This window comes from Pedobacter duraquae (assembly GCF_004362245.1).
Classification (GTDB): Bacteria; Bacteroidota; Bacteroidia; order Sphingobacteriales; family Sphingobacteriaceae; genus Pedobacter; species Pedobacter duraquae.
This window is the reverse complement of sequence record NZ_SNWM01000004.1, coordinates 483514-499864: the sequence shown is the minus strand read 5'-3', so window position 1 is coordinate 499864 and position 16351 is coordinate 483514. Positions and strand designations below refer to the sequence as shown.

Annotated in this window: 19 protein-coding genes; 9 read left to right on the top strand and 10 right to left on the bottom strand. The window is 41.5% G+C overall.

Translation table 11 applies throughout. The annotated features are described in order from the left end of the window. Nucleotides 1-108 precede the first annotated feature (108 nt). Genes CLV32_RS17815 through trpS form a run of 5 tightly spaced genes read right to left on the bottom strand, consistent with a single transcriptional unit; the run spans nt 109 to nt 4024 of the window. Entirely contained in the window at nt 109-987 is an 879-nt protein-coding gene (locus tag CLV32_RS17815; protein WP_243732347.1) for a glycoside hydrolase family 16 protein, read from the bottom strand. Nucleotides 988-1040: 53 nt separating this feature from the next. Further along, complete coding sequence (locus tag CLV32_RS17810) at nt 1041-1583, bottom strand: hypothetical protein (RefSeq protein ID WP_133558027.1); 543 nt, start codon at nt 1581-1583, stop codon at nt 1041-1043. A gap of 32 nt (nt 1584-1615) precedes the next feature. After that, nucleotides 1616-2353, bottom strand: a complete 738-nt coding sequence (gene kdsB / locus CLV32_RS17805; RefSeq protein WP_133558025.1) for a 3-deoxy-manno-octulosonate cytidylyltransferase — start codon at nt 2351-2353, stop codon at nt 1616-1618. Then, nucleotides 2353-2967 carry a deoxynucleoside kinase gene (locus CLV32_RS17800; RefSeq protein ID WP_133558023.1) on the bottom strand — a complete coding sequence of 205 codons (615 nt, stop codon included), beginning with the start codon at nt 2965-2967 and terminating at the stop codon, nt 2353-2355. Before CLV32_RS17800 ends, kdsB begins: the two co-directional genes overlap by 1 nt. A 58-nt stretch (nt 2968-3025) precedes the next feature. Further along, on the bottom strand, nt 3026-4024 hold the full coding sequence (trpS, locus tag CLV32_RS17795; protein WP_133558021.1) for a tryptophan--tRNA ligase: 999 nt from the start codon (nt 4022-4024) through the stop codon (nt 3026-3028). A 139-nt stretch (nt 4025-4163) separates the two neighbouring features. Between trpS and CLV32_RS17790 the strand changes: the two genes are divergently transcribed. The 6 genes from CLV32_RS17790 (at nt 4164) to CLV32_RS17765 (ending at nt 7144) form a co-directional block, all read left to right on the top strand. Next, nucleotides 4164-4898: a lysophospholipid acyltransferase family protein gene (locus CLV32_RS17790; RefSeq protein WP_133558019.1), complete on the top strand. Its 735-nt coding sequence runs from the start codon at nt 4164-4166 to the stop codon at nt 4896-4898. Further along, entirely contained in the window at nt 4895-5185 is a 291-nt protein-coding gene (gene gatC, locus CLV32_RS17785) for an Asp-tRNA(Asn)/Glu-tRNA(Gln) amidotransferase subunit GatC (protein WP_133558017.1), read from the top strand. The genes CLV32_RS17790 and gatC overlap by 4 nt, the downstream gene beginning before the upstream one ends. 61 nt (nt 5186-5246) lie before the next feature. Next, the gene (locus CLV32_RS17780) at nt 5247-6005 is read left to right on the top strand and encodes an ABC transporter ATP-binding protein (protein ID WP_133558015.1); all 759 of its coding nucleotides are present in this window, start codon (nt 5247-5249) and stop codon (nt 6003-6005) included. Continuing rightward, nucleotides 6006-6554 carry a cob(I)yrinic acid a,c-diamide adenosyltransferase gene (locus tag CLV32_RS17775; RefSeq protein WP_133558013.1) on the top strand — a complete coding sequence of 183 codons (549 nt, stop codon included), beginning with the start codon at nt 6006-6008 and terminating at the stop codon, nt 6552-6554. A gap of 86 nt (nt 6555-6640) precedes the next feature. Next, on the top strand, nt 6641-6862 hold the full coding sequence (locus CLV32_RS17770; protein ID WP_008240955.1) for a DUF2795 domain-containing protein: 222 nt from the start codon (nt 6641-6643) through the stop codon (nt 6860-6862). Between the two features lie 123 nt (nt 6863-6985). Beyond that, on the top strand, nt 6986-7144 hold the full coding sequence (locus tag CLV32_RS17765) for a lmo0937 family membrane protein (RefSeq protein WP_133558011.1): 159 nt from the start codon (nt 6986-6988) through the stop codon (nt 7142-7144). A 19-nt stretch (nt 7145-7163) separates the two neighbouring features. Here CLV32_RS17765 and CLV32_RS17760 read toward each other — a convergent pair whose 3' ends face one another. Together CLV32_RS17760 and queA are read right to left on the bottom strand one after the other, a co-directional pair. Next, nucleotides 7164-7844 carry a 2-C-methyl-D-erythritol 4-phosphate cytidylyltransferase gene (locus tag CLV32_RS17760; RefSeq protein WP_133558009.1) on the bottom strand — a complete coding sequence of 227 codons (681 nt, stop codon included), beginning with the start codon at nt 7842-7844 and terminating at the stop codon, nt 7164-7166. 76 nt (nt 7845-7920) lie between these two features. Continuing rightward, nucleotides 7921-8970, bottom strand: a complete 1050-nt coding sequence (gene queA, locus CLV32_RS17755) for a tRNA preQ1(34) S-adenosylmethionine ribosyltransferase-isomerase QueA (RefSeq protein ID WP_133558007.1) — start codon at nt 8968-8970, stop codon at nt 7921-7923. A gap of 197 nt (nt 8971-9167) precedes the next feature. Here queA and CLV32_RS17750 point away from each other — a divergent pair, with 197 nt between their 5' ends. Further along, nucleotides 9168-10409: an ABC transporter permease gene (locus CLV32_RS17750; protein WP_133558005.1), complete on the top strand. Its 1242-nt coding sequence runs from the start codon at nt 9168-9170 to the stop codon at nt 10407-10409. A 67-nt stretch (nt 10410-10476) separates the two neighbouring features. Here the strand turns inward: CLV32_RS17750 and CLV32_RS17745 are convergent, their stop codons facing one another. Continuing rightward, on the bottom strand, nt 10477-11670 hold the full coding sequence (locus tag CLV32_RS17745) for a pyridoxal phosphate-dependent aminotransferase (protein ID WP_208111044.1): 1194 nt from the start codon (nt 11668-11670) through the stop codon (nt 10477-10479). Between the two features lie 171 nt (nt 11671-11841). Between CLV32_RS17745 and CLV32_RS17740 the strand changes: the two genes are divergently transcribed. Both CLV32_RS17740 and CLV32_RS17735 read left to right on the top strand, forming a co-directional pair. Then, nucleotides 11842-12765, top strand: coding sequence for a cation diffusion facilitator family transporter (locus CLV32_RS17740; RefSeq protein WP_394346177.1), 924 nt, complete (start codon nt 11842-11844; stop codon nt 12763-12765). After that, nucleotides 12762-13202 carry an NUDIX domain-containing protein gene (locus tag CLV32_RS17735; protein ID WP_133558001.1) on the top strand — a complete coding sequence of 147 codons (441 nt, stop codon included), beginning with the start codon at nt 12762-12764 and terminating at the stop codon, nt 13200-13202. Before CLV32_RS17740 ends, CLV32_RS17735 begins: the two co-directional genes overlap by 4 nt. Here the strand turns inward: CLV32_RS17735 and pdeM are convergent, their stop codons facing one another. Then, entirely contained in the window at nt 13203-13838 is a 636-nt protein-coding gene (gene pdeM, locus CLV32_RS17730; protein WP_133557999.1) for a ligase-associated DNA damage response endonuclease PdeM, read from the bottom strand. Continuing rightward, nucleotides 13835-16345: a ligase-associated DNA damage response DEXH box helicase gene (locus tag CLV32_RS17725; RefSeq protein WP_133557997.1), complete on the bottom strand. Its 2511-nt coding sequence runs from the start codon at nt 16343-16345 to the stop codon at nt 13835-13837. The genes pdeM and CLV32_RS17725 overlap by 4 nt, the downstream gene beginning before the upstream one ends. Nucleotides 16346-16351 lie beyond the last annotated feature (6 nt).

Genomic DNA, 16351 nt, shown 5'->3' with positions numbered 1-16351 from the left:
TTATTGCCTATTGATTTTACTGCCATTAAACATGGATTGGTTAACCAATATAAATCCTTTGTAATGTTTTACTTACACACTAAGTAATTACATGTAATAATTGGTTGTTTATTTATCGATCATTTTAAAATATCTCACATAATCTACCACCATACTTTGTGGGAAAATAGTGTCATCTATCCCTTGGGCGCCACCCCAATCTCCGCCAACAGCAACGTTCAATAGTAGATGAAATCTTTTGTCAAATGGCCATGCCTTATAACCAGTCTGTTCGTTAATAAATTCAAACACGTTGACATCGTCGTAGTACCCTCTGATTGCATAAGGTGTCCAGTCTACCCGGTAGGTGTGAAATTCCGTGCTGGCAGTAGGGATTATTTTTGTACTTGTTTTCTGGGTGTTGATCTTGAAATAATAGGCTTCAGTATGTGTGCTGAAGTGAACATTATTCTGATCATAGCCTACATGCTCCATAATATCAATTTCACCAGACTTAGGCCAGTCGCCATAACTGTAATCTGTGGGTAGCATCCAGATAGCGGGCCATGTGCCCTTTCCCGAGGGTAGTTTAGCTCTGATTTCAAACCTTCCATATAAAGCATCCAGCTTATTTTTGGTTACCATCCTTGCGGAACTATATTTCATGCCTACATAATCTTCTTTTTTTGCTGTGATAGTCAGCATACCATTGGCAACACGGGCATTGTTGTTGTCTGTATAAAACTGCTTCTCATTGTTACCCCAGCCACTTCCACCAATATCATAGCCCCATTTTGTACTAAGCGGTAAGCCGGTATAATCAAATTCATCCGACCAGGCGGCGGTACTTTCAAATGACCAGGCTTTATCAAGGGGAACAACGGGTGCGACTGGCTGTGTTGGCTCAGATCCGGGCTCTGTAGATTTCGAACAGGAGGGTAGGGAATACGAGGAACATAGAATCATTACGTAAAGTAATCCCGTGCTTATTTTAAAATTAGCTTTCATATCATTATACTTGGTTAGCTAAAGATAACGATATTCAGGACAATAAGTTTATTTTAAGGCTGGCAGCACTGATAATAACGCTTTACGATTTGGTCTTTTGCCGACCAGGCGATGTAAACTTTAGTTTCTTTACCAAGGCGGTAATTAAATCCATTTAATCCCGTTTGCTTTAGCTCAGCGTAAAATGCTTTATCGGGCACATGTTGATCTGGCTGTTCGTCTGCAGTTACAGCAGGCTCCAGGAAATTTTCGTCATCGAAAAACAAATTAAGCTCTTCTTTCAGAAACTGCACTTTCTGATCATCATTCTTAAATGAAACAGATTCTTTATAATTGTTGATCAGTTCTGTGCCTTTGATATCAAGAGCATAGATTTCTTTACCGGTAAAGGCAATGATCCGTAGATTAAGCACCATGTCGTTAGCATCCTTTCCGTTCAGCGATACCTTAAAGGTATCCAATTTGTTAAGATCACTAAAAGCCTTTGTAATGGTACGGCTGTCTGAAACAGGGGGTGCAACGGTCTCCTTTTTATTCGAATTGCAGGCTATAATAAATAGTATTGGCAGTGCAATATATATAGAAAATCTTTTCATAGGCATAGCGCAGGTATTTCTAAGATAGCAAATTAATCTTTTAGCGAGCTGATTTTTTGCAAATCTTCGGGATTATCTATGGCGATGGTTTCGATGGTAGTTATTCTTGTCTGGATACTAAAACCATTTTCGAGCCAGCGCAATTGTTCCAGGCTTTCTGCAAGCTCCAGCGTTGAAGGCTTGAGCTTTGTTACCGCCTGAAGTGTAAGTGCGTGGTACCCATAAATACCTATATGTTTGTAGAATTGGTGAGTTGAAAGCCATTGATCCTCAGCTTTACCTCTGATGAAAGGAATAGTTTGCCTGCTGAAGTAACGTGCTTCTCCCGAAGCATTGATTATAACCTTAGGGATATTGGTATTAAAAAGCTCTTCCTGCGTATGAATTTCCTTTATCAGCGTTGCCAGTTGCGTATCTGGTAGGTCAAAACACGAAACCAGCAGGTCAATTTGTTCAGGAGCGATGTAAGGTTCGTCGCCCTGAATATTAATAATAATATCGTATTCCGGATAGAGGTTGGCGACTTCCGCGCAGCGGTCAGTTCCACTTTGGTGATCTGTAGCTGTAAACTGTACCTGTCCGCCAAACCGAATCACTTCGTCGGCGATACGCTGGTCGTCTGTAGCCACTACCACATCGTCCAGACGGTTTGATTTCTTTGCTTGCAGATAAACCCTTTCTATCATGCTTTTGCCATCGATCTGAATCAAGGGCTTGCCAGGAAATCTGGTAGAAGCGTAACGGGCGGGGATTACACCTAGGACTTTCATTAAAATAAACCGTGAATTTCTGCTTCGATAGATTGAATAACCGCACCCAGGTCGTCAGGGTTACTTGTAAAGTCCAATCTGTCTTTGTCCAAAATAAGTAGTTTGCCTAAATTATAATTCTTAATCCATGCCTCATATTTCTCGTTCAGTTTAGATAAATAATCGATACGGATACTGGCTTCATATTCTCTTCCTCTCCGCTGGATATTGTTTACTAATGTTGGGACAGAGGCACGCAGATAGACCAAAAGATCAGGTGGTTTAATAAATGACGTGATATTTTCAAATATAGCAAGATAATTCTGATAATCACGGGTCGTCATAAGACCCATTTCATGCAGGTTTTCTGCAAAGATATGTGCATCTTCATAGATGGTTCTATCCTGAATTACGTTTCTATTAAAGTTTTGAATATCTACGATCTGTTGGAAACGGCTATTGAGGAAATATATTTGCAGGTTGAAGCTCCAGCGTTTCATATCGCTGTAAAAATCTTCCAGATAAGGGTTGTTATCTACAGCTTCATAAAGCGCTTCCCAACCATAATTTTTGGCGAGTAAACCTGTGAGAGTAGTTTTTCCTGCGCCGATGTTTCCAACTATTGCGATATGCATATAATATATGTAATTGAGCTGTAAGGTAATAAATTTGGGTTAAATGAAATGTATCTAATTAAAAGGGTTTAAAACCTATAATTTCACGCACCTCTTTGATTGTTTTATGGGCACTATCACGCGCTTTCATTGCACCATGTCTTGCAACCTGGCGAAGGTAGACACTATCTTTAGAAATCTCTTCAATACGTTCGCGAATCGGGCTGTTGAAAATAATCATATCTTCCGCAAGCTGTTTTTTGAAATCGCCATAGCGTATAGCCTGTTTATTATACAGATCGTCAAAGTGCGTTACGGTGTCTGGCGTAGATACGATCTTCATCAGTTCAAATAAATTCTGAACAGATTCCGGCTTCTCCTGATTGTCTTGTGTTGGTCCGCCATCCGTAACCGCTTTCGCTACTTTCTTGCGGATAATTTCCGGGCTGTCGGCCAGGTAAATGCAATTTGCATCGCCTTCAGACTTACCCATTTTGCCTTTACCATCCAGTCCGGGTACCTTTACCAGGTTTGCCGCATAGTTAAACGCAAAAGGTTCCGGGAAATACTCATTATTATATAACCTATTGAAACGGTTACCGAAGGTACGGGTCATTTCAAGATGTTGTTCCTGATCTTTTCCTACAGGAACTTTTGTTGCCTTGTGAATGAGGATATCCGCTGCCATCAATGAAGGATAAGTTAATAGTCCAGCATTCACATTATCGGGTTGTGATCTAACTTTATCTTTAAAAGAAGTACTTCTTTCCAGTTCACCCATATAGGCATTCATGTTTAGATACAGATATAATTCTGTTACTTCAGGAACGTCTGACTGTATATATATAGTTGTTGCTTCAGGATCAAGACCGCATGCCAGGTATTCTACCAGCACATTTTTAACGTGGCCGTGAAGATCCTGCGGTGTAGGGTGTGTAGTTAAAGAGTGCAGATCTGCAATGAAAAAATAACAATTGTATTCATGTTGCATTTTTACAAAATTGGTTACCGCACCAAAATAATTGCCGAGGTGTAATTTCCCAGTTGGGCGAATACCGCTAACTACTGTTTCTTTCATGAGGCCGAAATTAAGAAAAAACACGTATTTGATCCGATTATAATTTACTTTTTAAGCATCGTGCTGTTGGACAGGTATTAATGGCCGATTATTTATGCCGCTCTACGTTTGTGTGCGTATTTTTTATATTTTTGATCAAATGATCAAACTCTTAAGACACCTCCACAGGATATATGCGCTGTTTGTCATACTTTTTTTCTTCTTTTTATTTTACCCGTTCTATTATTTTTTCGCCCGATCGGCTTCAACGTATGGAATATTAAATAAATGCAGACAGCTGAACAGCAGGTTGGTGTGTATTTTTACACCGGTACTTTTCAGGTATACTTTCGAGACACCGCTTAATAAGGATCAAACGTATATCTATTGTGCCAACCATTGTTCAAATCTGGATATCATGATTATGTGTCTTCTTGGAAAGGGAAGGTTCCATTTCATGGGCAAGGAGGAATTACTCAAGAATCCGGTACTCAAGATTTTTTTCCAGACCATTGATATCCCTGTAAACAGGGAAAGCAAGATGTCTGCTTTTCGCGCCTTCAAGCGTGCGGGAGATAACCTGGAGGCTGGTATGAGTCTCATTATTTTTCCTGAGGGTCGTATTGACTCCGGAAATTATCCGCCAACATTGTTACCTTTCAAAAACGGTCCTTTCAGACTGGCAATTGACAAAAACGTTCCGATAGTGCCGGTATCGATCACCGATGCCTGGAAATATATGTGGGACGACGGCGGGAAATATGGAAGCAGGCCGGGAGTTTGTGATATATACGTACATAAGCCTATCTTTACAGCGGATATGGATGCTGAGGGTGCAGATGCACTCAAAGATGAAGTATTCCGTCTGATAGCAAGTAAAATGATTACCAAATGAGAATAAACGCCGAAACAATTCATAAGGTTGCAGATCTGGCCAGAATAGAGATCAAGGAGACAGAGGTAGATGGACTGATTGATGAGATGAGTAAGATCCTGACGTTCATGGAAAAACTGAATGAGCTTGATACTTCAGCCGTTGAGCCGCTGGTGTACATGAATGCAGAGGTAAATGTTTGGCGTGCAGATGAAGTTAGACAGGATCTTAAGGTGTCTGTGGCACTTCAAAATGCAGCGTTACACACCGAAAGTTTCTTCATGGTGCCAAAGATCATAGAAAAATAGAACGGGGTGTAACATTCGCCCCATATACTATGTCTAAAACAAAAAATAGAGCAGAGTTCCCATGGAAAAAGCATTAATCAACATTAAAGAGATCGGCCGTAAATATGTAATTGGTTCAGAAACCATACATGCACTAAAATCCGTATCGCTTGATATATACAAAGGTGAATTTGTTGCTTTAATGGGACCTTCCGGATCGGGTAAGTCTACGCTTATGAATATTTTAGGTTGCCTGGATACGCCAAGTAAAGGAGATTATATCCTGAATGGCACCAATGTGAGTCAGATGTCCGATAACGACCTTGCTGAGGTGAGGAATAAAGAAATTGGTTTTGTATTCCAGACTTTCAACTTGCTGCCACGCTCTACCTCTCTGGATAATGTGGCCTTACCATTAATTTATGCAGGCGCCAATAAAGCCGAGCGTGATAAAAGAGCTACAGCAGCACTCGAGAATGTCGGACTTGGAAATCGTGTAACACATAAGCCTAACGAGCTTTCCGGTGGACAGCGCCAGCGCGTAGCCGTTGCCCGGGCATTGATCAATAATCCATCCATTATTCTTGCCGATGAGCCTACCGGAAACCTTGATACGAAGACTTCCATTGAGATTATGGGCTTGCTGGAAGAGATCCACAGTAAAGGGAATACGATCATCCTGGTTACGCACGAGGAGGATATCGCACAACACGCACACCGAATTGTACGTATGCGTGACGGACTGATCGAAAATGACTACAAGAATACCGATATCAAGACCGTTTCCCCACGTTTGACTAAGCTTGCGGAAAGCGGGGACGATTTTGAAAAGATTGGATAAATGAAAATATATACCAAAACTGGCGATCAGGGACAAACTTCACTGATCGGCGGCACACGTGTTCCCAAATATCATTTGCGTATTGAAGCCTATGGAACCGTAGACGAGCTTAATTCTTACATCGGACTGATCATGTGTCAGGACATAGACAGCCATCACCAACAAGTTCTTAAAGAGATTCAGGACCGGTTGTTTACTGTAGGTGCCTCGCTTGCCGCGGATCCCGAAAAATCGAAGATGAAAATTCCAGACCTCGTTGCTACAGACATCACGCTCCTTGAGGAGGAGATGGATGCTATGAATGAGGTATTGCCTGCACTCAAACACTTTGTGCTTCCAGGGGGAAATACGGTGGTTTCTTACTGTCACCTTGCCCGTTGTGTATGCAGAAGAGCAGAACGCTTAACAGTCCATTTGGCTTCAGAAAGTTTTGTTGACGAAAATATGACGATCTACCTGAACCGTTTAAGCGATTATTTATTTGTTTTGGCAAGGAAACTAAATCTTGATGCTGGAACAGCAGAAAACATCTGGATTCCGCGCTTGTAAAATGGTGGAAAAAAAAGTTTGTTTTCATCAACTTTTTTAATATACTTTTGCGGGAATAAAATTTGAATAACTAATTAGTAAAAGATATGTATTGGACATTAGAACTCGCATCGCATTTGGAAGACGCTCCATGGCCTGCAACAAAAGACGAATTGATTGATTACGGCATTAGATCTGGTGCTCCTGTAGAGGTTATCGAAAACCTGCAGGCATTAGAAGATGACGGTGAACCTTACGAAACTATCGAAGAAATCTGGCCGGATTACCCGACTAAAGATGATTTCTTCTTTAACGAAGACGAATATTAATCCAAAATATTAGAGGCCCTGCACAGCAGGGCTTTTTTTTGGAACGATGATTGTTTATGAAATGTCAGGAGAGTGTCTTTACTTTCCTAAAATAAAAAACATTTAAACTAAACATTTACAATTATGGGAAATCTACTTTATTTAGTTGCTGTGGTATTGGTAATACTATGGATTATCGGATTCGTTTTTCACGGTTTTGGTGACGTTGGTGGTCTGATCCACATCTTGTTGGTTATTGCAGTTATCGCAATTATCCTGAAGCTCATCAATAGGGCCGCCTAATATAAAAAAGGCTTCTGATTTATTCAGAAGCCTTTTTTTTTAAATACAATGCCGCAAGTTCCAAATCCGCGCCCTGCGTAATCTTGATGTTCTCCCGTTCACCCGGGATGATATGGATATCATAACCGGCAAATTCAACTACAGAAGCATCATCTGTAAATTCATTTCTGAACGGTTCCTGATAAGCTTTTCTTAATAATTCAATGTTAAAGGTTTGTGGTGTTTGAATCAGCATCAGTTCAGCGCGCTGTAAAGACCTTGTTTTGCCCTTACCATCCAATTGTCTTACCGAATCCGTTGGTGTCACACCGGTTACTGCATTACCTTTCTCTGCCGCGGCTTCAAAAGACTGCTCTATGAGACTTTTGCTCACTAGTGGCCGCACGGCATCATGGATTGCAACGCATGCTTTACCTTTAATTAGCTTCAGTCCGTTTTTAACAGAATGAAATCTTTCTGCTCCCCCTTTAACCAGTGTGTGTGGAATTTCAAATCCATATTTGGTACAGAGCTCATCCCAGGTATGGTGGAGGTGTATATTTAAAACGACAATTATTTCGGGTTGTGCAGCCGATTTATAGAATGTTTCGATGGTATGCATCATCACAGGCTTCCCTTCTAAAACCATAAATTGTTTAGGAATGGCACTGTTCATTCTGCTTCCTTTTCCGCCAGCAACGATAATTGCGTAATTTTTCATCGATTTCAATTCAAAAAAAATAGGAGACCTAACCCTGGGGTCAAAATCTCCTATTTTGATATATCCGTTGCTAAAATTAGATAATTAGCATGGCATCTCCATAACTGTAGAAACGATATTTTTCTTTAAGTGCTACTTCATAGGCATGTCTTACATAGTCATAACCACCAAAAGCACTAACCATCATCAATAATGTAGACTCTGGCGTGTGGAAATTGGTGATCATTGAATTTGCGATGCTGAAATCATATGGAGGGAAGATAAACTTGCTCGTCCAATCATTTGCCGCTTTCAATGTTTTACCTGAAGAAACAGCTGATTCGATAGCACGCATAGAAGTTGTACCAACGGCACAGATTTTTCTTTTATCTTCTAACGCTTTATTTACAATATCTGCATCTTTTTGATTGATGATGAACTGTTCTGAATCCATTTTGTGTTTGGTAAGATCTTCCACTTCAACAGAACGGAAAGTACCTAAACCTACATGCAGGGTAACTTCAGCGAAGTTAACACCTTTTAATTCCAGACGTTTCATTAGCTCGCGACTAAAGTGCAAACCTGCGGTAGGCGCTGCTACAGCTCCTTCATGCTTAGCAAAAATAGTCTGGTAACGTTCTTTATCCTGGGCAGTTGCCTTACGCTTGATGTATTTAGGAAGTGGTGTTTCACCAAGAATTTCAATATTCTTTCTGAATTCTTCATCGGTTCCGTCAAAAAGGAAACGAATAGTTCTTCCACGGGATGTTGTGTTATCTACAACCTCTGCTACAAGCAGATCGTCATCACCAAAATATAGTTTATTTCCTACACGTATTTTACGGGCCGGATCTACCAACACATCCCAAAGTCTGAGTTCTTTGTTCAGCTCACGTAGCAAAAATACTTCAATGGTAGCACCAGTTTTTTCTTTGTTTCCATATAAACGGGCAGGAAAAACCTTAGTGTTGTTCAGGATCATTACATCCTTATCATCAAAATAACCCAAGACATCCTTAAATATTTTGTGTTCAATTTTACCGCTATCCTTATGTAAAACCATTAAACGGGCTTCGTCTCTTTGTTCTGAAGGGGTATTGGCAACCAATGACTCTGGTAAATTAAACTTAAATTGAGATAACTTCATATTTTTTGATAATAATTAAGGGCGCAAATTTACAAAATATAATACGCATTTAAAGATATTTGTTTTATCTGCCACTCAGTGTTTTAAAAAATGGCTTTTAACAGAGATTGAAGGGCTTCTGCATCGCAGTAAATTATTTTACGATTAGCTGTAAATTGCTGTAACCTTTTCGCCTATTTTTGGTCTAAACTTCAATTATGATCATATTAAGACTCATCGCCGAAAGTTTCAGATTTGCCACTGATGCCTTGCGCCAGAACAAACTCAGGACCATGCTATCCCTGCTTGGTATCACCATAGGGATTTTCACCATCATCTCGGTATTTTCTGCCGTCGATACACTCCGTAATAAATTACAGGAAAGTGTAGATAAGCTGGGATCTAATACGCTATTTGTACAGAAATGGCCATGGGTATTTAACGATTTCCCTTGGTGGAAATATGTAAACCGTCCGGAGCCAACTTTACGCGATTATCAGTTGCTGAAAGACCGTTTGGATCATGTTGACGGGATTTCCTATGAAGCTGACGCCAGTAACAGGACAATCAAATACAGAAGTAACTCGGTAGATGGTGTTGGTCTGAAAGCTGTTTCTCACGATTTCAATAAAACATGGACACTAGAATTTGAAGAAGGAAGATATTTTACGGAGAATGAAAGCAAATCGTCTACACCAGTGGTCATTCTTGGCTGGGAAGTGGCAAATGGATTGTTTAGTGGCGAGCCGGCTGTAGGCAAACAGGTGAAGGTGATGGGCAGACGACTGACAGTGATCGGAGTTTTCAAGAAAGAAGGGGAGAGCATGCTGGGCATGTCTCAAGACAATAATATGGTCATTCCATTGAATTTTGCTAAAGGTTTATTTGATGTGCAGAACGAACGCTATGGGCCACAAATTACTGTTAGGGGTAAAGAGAACATTGATCTGGCAGAAGTGGAGAGTGAGTTGCGCGGTGCGATGCGTTCTATTCATCGCATCAGGCCTGGACAAGAGGACGATTTCTCTATGAATAAAACGACGATGATCTCTAATCAGTTGGATCTGATGTTTAAGATGGTGAATATCGCCGGATGGGTGATCGGTGGGTTTTCGATCCTTGTAGGTGGTTTTGGTATTGCCAACATCATGTTTGTATCTGTTAAGGAGCGCACAAATATTATTGGGATACAAAAATCTCTGGGCGCGAAAAACTATTTTATTTTGCTGCAATTTATGTTCGAAGCTATTGCCTTATGTGTTTTGGGAGGGATCCTGGGGCTGCTCCTGGTATATGGTATTACCCTCGTCTTTACTTATGTCATGGACGTTAAGATTGTACTCGATGCCAATAACATTATTTTAGGTATCAGTATCTCAGTGATCATCGGGGCAATTTCCGGATTCTGGCCGGCATTTTCAGCATCCAGAATGGACCCTGTTGAAGCGATCAGGTCATAACACAAACTTATTTAAACATAAAAAAACCATCCGAACATCTCCGGATGGTTTTTTTATGTTTAACAATTTATTTTAAGTTACTCAATGCCGTTTGAATTCTTGACACAGCATCTCTCAATTTCTCTTCAGCAGCAGCGTAAGAAATGCGGATACAATCTTCGTTACCAAACGCTTCGCCGGTAACTACAGAAACATGTGCTTCGTTAAGGATGTATAGGCATAGTTCTTCAGCATTCTTGATCGGCGTTCCATTGAAACTTCTGTTAAAGTAGGCTTTAACTTCAGGGAAGAAATAAAAGGCACCATCCGGAAGATTTACTTTAATGTCTGGAATTGCCTTTAGCAGGTCATAAACAATATCTCTGCGTTTTTTAAATTCATCCCTCATCGCTTCAACAGTTTCTAAGCCACCCTCATAAGCTGCAAGGGCAGCACGTTGTGCGATCGAAGAAGTACCTGAGGTAATTTGTCCCTGCATTTTGTCGCAGGCATTAGCGATTTCTTTATTAGCCGCCATGTAACCTACTCTCCATCCGGTCATAGCATAAGATTTAGAGAAGCCGTTGATTAGCACTACACGATCTTTAATCGCATCGAATGAGGCGATGGAAGCATGTGCACCTACGAAATTGATGTGTTCATAAATCTCGTCAGCGATAATGTAGATGTTTGGATATTTTTCAAAAACTGCAGCAAGCGAAGCAAGCTCTTCCTTAGTATATACCGACCCTGTAGGATTACAAGGCGAAGAAAACATAAACAATTTGGTTTTCGGCGTAATTGCTGCTTCCAGTTGTTCTGCAGTGATCTTGAAATTCTGTTCTACTGTTGCGTTAATAAATACACATGTACCTTCAGCAAGTTTGATCATTTCAGAATAAGAAACCCAGTATGGCGTAGGAACGATTACTTCGTCTCCCGGATCAACCAAACACATGATTGCATTTGCAAGAGATTGTTTAGCTCCTGTGGATACCACAATCTGGTCAAAACTGTAATCCAAATCATTCTCGCGCTTCAGCTTCGCAGCAATTGCTTTACGCAGTTCAGGATATCCTGATACTGGCGTATAGTAGGAATAATTGTCGTCGATAGCCTGCTTTGCTGCCTCTTTAACCGAATCTGGAGTGAAAAAGTCTGGTTCGCCAAAGCTTAGATTGATTACGTCAATCCCCTTTGCCGATAACTCTCTTCCCAGCTTGGCCATTTTAATGGTTTGTGATTCTGATAAGTTATTGATTCTCTTGGATAAAAATGTCATGATTTTTGTTGATAAGGAAGCAAATATAAAAACCTCGGGCAATAGGCGGCTAAAAAAAATACTTTTTAACGTAAATTCATTCATGAAACAGTACTTTTGACTGCTAATTGCTTGCCCTTGCAACCTAAAAAAAAAGCCATTCTCGTAGCCCTGTGTGTAAGTGTCGTTTTGATGCTTGCCAAATTTGGCGCTTACTTTCTTACCCATTCTAACGCCATTTTAACAGATGCAGCGGAGAGCATTGTCAATGTACTTGCCAGCAGCTTTGCGTTTTATAGTATTTATCTTGCTACCTTGCCTAAGGATGAAAACCATCCCTACGGACATGGGAAAGTAGAATTTTTCTCTGCCTTTCTGGAGGGCTGCCTGATCGCTATTGCCGGGATCATCATCGTATTTAAGTCTGCATACAACCTGATCTTTCCCAATATTATCGGACAGCTTTTTGAAGGAGCGATCATTATCAGCGCTACCGGGCTGATCAATTTGTTGATTGGTTATTACCTAATCAACACTGGAAAAAAACATCGCTCTATAACACTGGAAGCAGACGGCAAACATTTGCTAACAGATGCTGTAACCAGTGCGGGTCTGGTTATCGGAATCATCCTGATTTATGTCAGTGGTTTGGTGTGGCTCGACAGTGCGATTTCCATTCTTTTAGGATTTTACATTATTTACAGTGGTTATAAGCTTACAAGGCGATCTGTAGGTGGATTGATGGACGAAAGTAATATGGAATTGGTGGATAAAATCGTAAAAGTGATGCAAGACAATAGAAAGGATCCCTGGATCGACGTCCATAATCTGCGTGCGCAACAATATGGTGCTGATCTGCATATTGACTGTCATTTCACCTTTCCCTATTATTTTGACCTAAACCAGGTGCATCATGAAATCTCGTTGATTGACAAGATTGTAAACACCCATGTAGCCCATGATACGGAGTTGTTCATTCATGCAGACCCATGTCTGCCCGGTTGTTGCCACTATTGTAGCATGGAGAATTGTGGTGTCAGACAGCATCAATTTACGGGACATATTCCCTGGAATACCGAAAACGCTACCAAAAACCTAAAACACTTTGACCAATGAGTTATTTCAACGTAAGAGTATATGGCCTGCTGATCAACGAAAAGCATGAGCTTTTGATTAGTGATGAAAAAGAGGAAGGAAAGGAGTTCAGTAAATTTCCTGGAGGCGGTTTAGAGCTTGGAGAAGGGTTGCGGGATGCCCTCATCAGAGAGTTTATGGAAGAGTGCAGCGTAGATATTGAAGTGGGTAATCACTTCTATACCACCGACTTTTACGAGAAGTCTGTCTTCAATGAAAGTCAGGTGATCAGTATTTACTATTTCGTCAAACCACTTAAGCCACTGGAGCTGGAGTTCACAACGCGTGTATTTGATTTCGACCATGGCGGGATGCAATCCTTCAGGTGGGTGGCTTTAAATAAGCTAAGTGCGGACGATGTAACATTCAAAACAGATAAAACTGTTGTATCGCTGCTGTTATCTCAAATGCAGCTGTAACTATACCTTAACAACATTTAATGGCGTGATTGCATAAAATGCTGCACCTTCATCAGGATTGATCTTGCTTAATCCGGTAAATGCACTAAATGCCGGCAGTACTGCGCAGGTATCGCTAAAATAGAAACAAGGAAATCTGAGTCTTTGTCTGGCTTTACCGTAAATGGTTATTCCTGGATGGATATGTCCTGTAATGTTAAAATATGCATCCGCCACCTTCGGTTTATCATGTATAAAGCGGAAAGGCGCCATAAGCAATTCCTTTTCCTGTACAAGGATGTCAAGGTCTGCGTAGTCTTCTGCTTTAAGGCTATCATGGTTCCCTTTGATCAGCACTATCTTAACATTTGAAAACTGATGTCGCCAGTCAGCAAACAGCGCTACATCACTATTGATGGTGTGGTGAAACATGTCGCCAGTAATAAGCAGGATTTCAGGCTGATATAGCTCTATTTGAGCGCCAAGTCTTGCGAGATCACCAGCGCCAATAGTGGCAGGAACCTGAATCCCGGATTTCCTGAAATGTGCGGATTTACCAATATGAAGATCACTGATGATCAACATTTTTTTTGAGGGCCAATAGATTGCTTTTTCCTTACTTAGTATTAATTCTTCCCCACGGCAATGAATGGTCATTTTTGTCTTTCTGATTTTTTGTCTGCCTCGGCAGTCATTCGTTCTATCCTTTGTCCCAGTTCTTCGGTACTCATGTTTTCCCTTAAACTATCTACTTTAATTGGAAAACAAAGCGGTGTATAGCTCTCTGTTTTTACAATTATCACTTTACTCGCCTGGATTCTATGCAATGCTGCGGCCAGACGGGGCTCTTCGATCTGCTGATAAAATGCTTCATCGTAGGCCTGACGCAATAATAAGTTATGTTTATCATAATCACTAAAAACGTTGAAAAATAATGCTGCAGAGGATTGCAGGTGCTTATTGGCTACATATTTCCCAGGAAATCCCTGAAATACCAATCCAGAGATACAGGCAATATCCCTGAATTTGCGGCGAGCCATCTCTGTAGCATTGATACTGGCTACAATATCCTCACCGAGGTGATCCGGACTGAAGAGCTGTTTAATGTTGTCTTCATCCAGCGGAATTGGCTGCTCACTTAATAATTCAAAACCATAGTCGTTCATGGCAATTGAAAAACTAATTGGCTTCACTTTTCCAAGACGGTAGGCGATCAGTGCGCCAAGGACTTCGTGCACCAGTCTTCCTTCAAAGGGATAGGCAAAAAAGTGATAACCATCTTTGGTATTGATCAGCTCAATAAGAAACTCATCATCCTTGGGCACATGAGACACCCGGGCTTGTCGCTCAAAAAGTGGGAAGATGATATCCAGTTCTTCATCTGCATGGGTTTTATCCAATGCTTCATTATATTTTTTGCGGAGCAGGGCTCCCAGATTTGCAGTAAGTGACATGCGGCCCCCCATCCAGCTTGGCGTTACGGCAGTTTTAAGTTTACTTTTCCTCACCAGCACGGTCATGTCTTTGATCATAATAAATTCCAATACCCGTCCGGCCAGGGTAAAGCTGTTGCCGGGCTTGATTATGGTAATAAAAGATTCTTCGAGCATGCCGACATAGCCACCGGTAATAAATTTCACCTTCAGCATGGCATCGCTTACGATGGTTCCAATGTGTAAACGGTGGCGGAGGGCAATCTGTCTGCTGATTACCTTCCACAGGCCATCTACTTTTTCCACTTTACTGAACTCAGTGTAGGCTGTTAAACTTTCACCCCCAGTGGTGATGAACTGCATCATCCAGGCCCATTCTGAAGGAAGGAGCTCCCTGTAAGCAAAGGTTTCGCGAACCTCGTTAAAGATCTGCTGATCGTCAAAGCCATCGCCCACGGCAAGCGTAACCAGATATTGGATCAATGTGTCGAAAGCCATTACTACAGGCTGTCGCGCTTCAATATCCTGTGTTCTAGCGGCTTCTTTAATGGCAGCGGCTTCTACCAATTCCAGCGCATGGGTAGGGAGGAAGTAGATCACAGATGTTTCGTATGGAGAGTGACCGCTACGTCCGGCACGCTGCAAGAAACGCGCAACGCCCTTTGGCGAGCCGATCTGAACAACTGTATCTACAGGTTTAAAATCTACACCAAGGTCGAGTGAAGAAGTACTGATTACTGCTTTGAGCACGCCGGTGTGGATTGCGTCTTCAATCCAGTTCCTCAACTCGTAGTCTATCGACCCATGGTGAATAGCGATTTGCCCGGCAAGGTTCTCATCAAGCTTCAGTAAATTCTGATACCACAGTTCTGCCTGCCCACGTGTATTGGTAAAAATTAGTGTGGTTTTACTTTTGTAGATGATCGGCAGCAGCTTATGTGCAAGCTTATGACCCAGATGGCCTGCCCATGGTAACATGTCTATATGATCAGGGAGAATAGACTGTATGACAATTTTCTTCTCCAGATCAGCCTTTACGATGACTTTCAGTAATTCTGGATAGGGTACCAGCACGTCCAGTGCTTCATCTATATTTCCTATCGTGGCAGATATTCCCCAGATACGTAATAGCCGTTCAGGACTCTGTATTTTAACCAGTCCCCTGATTCTGGAAATCGCCAATTCGGCCATAACACCACGTTTGCTGCCGATCAGCTCGTGCCATTCGTCGGCAACTATACAGCGTAAATTTTTAAAGTTGTTCGAAGTTCCTTTTTGTGCCAGTAAGAGGTGCATGCTTTCGGGCGTGATGATCAGCACTTCTGGCATCAGCTTTTTTTGTTTCAGCTTATCAGCAGCAGAAGTATCTCCATTTCTTACGCCTATAGTCCAGTCAATTTCCAGTTCCGCACATACCTCACGCATAGCGCGCGCCAGATCCTTTGCCAGGGAGCGTAGCGGTGTAATCCAGATTAGCTTTAACCCTGCGTCAGCCTTATCAATCTTTTTCCTATCCTTCGCAGGGAGATCAGCCTGCCTGTTAAGCTCCTCAATCAATACGGCCAGGAACATAGAATAGGTCTTACCGAATCCAGTGGGCGCATTTACCAGGCCGCAGTATCCTTCGGCATAATATTGCCAGGCATCGCTTTGAAAGGAAAACGGTTTCTTTTTGCTTGTTTTTAGCCATTTCAAGACTGCCTTGAAGCCTTTACTTTTTTCTATTCCCATATCTGT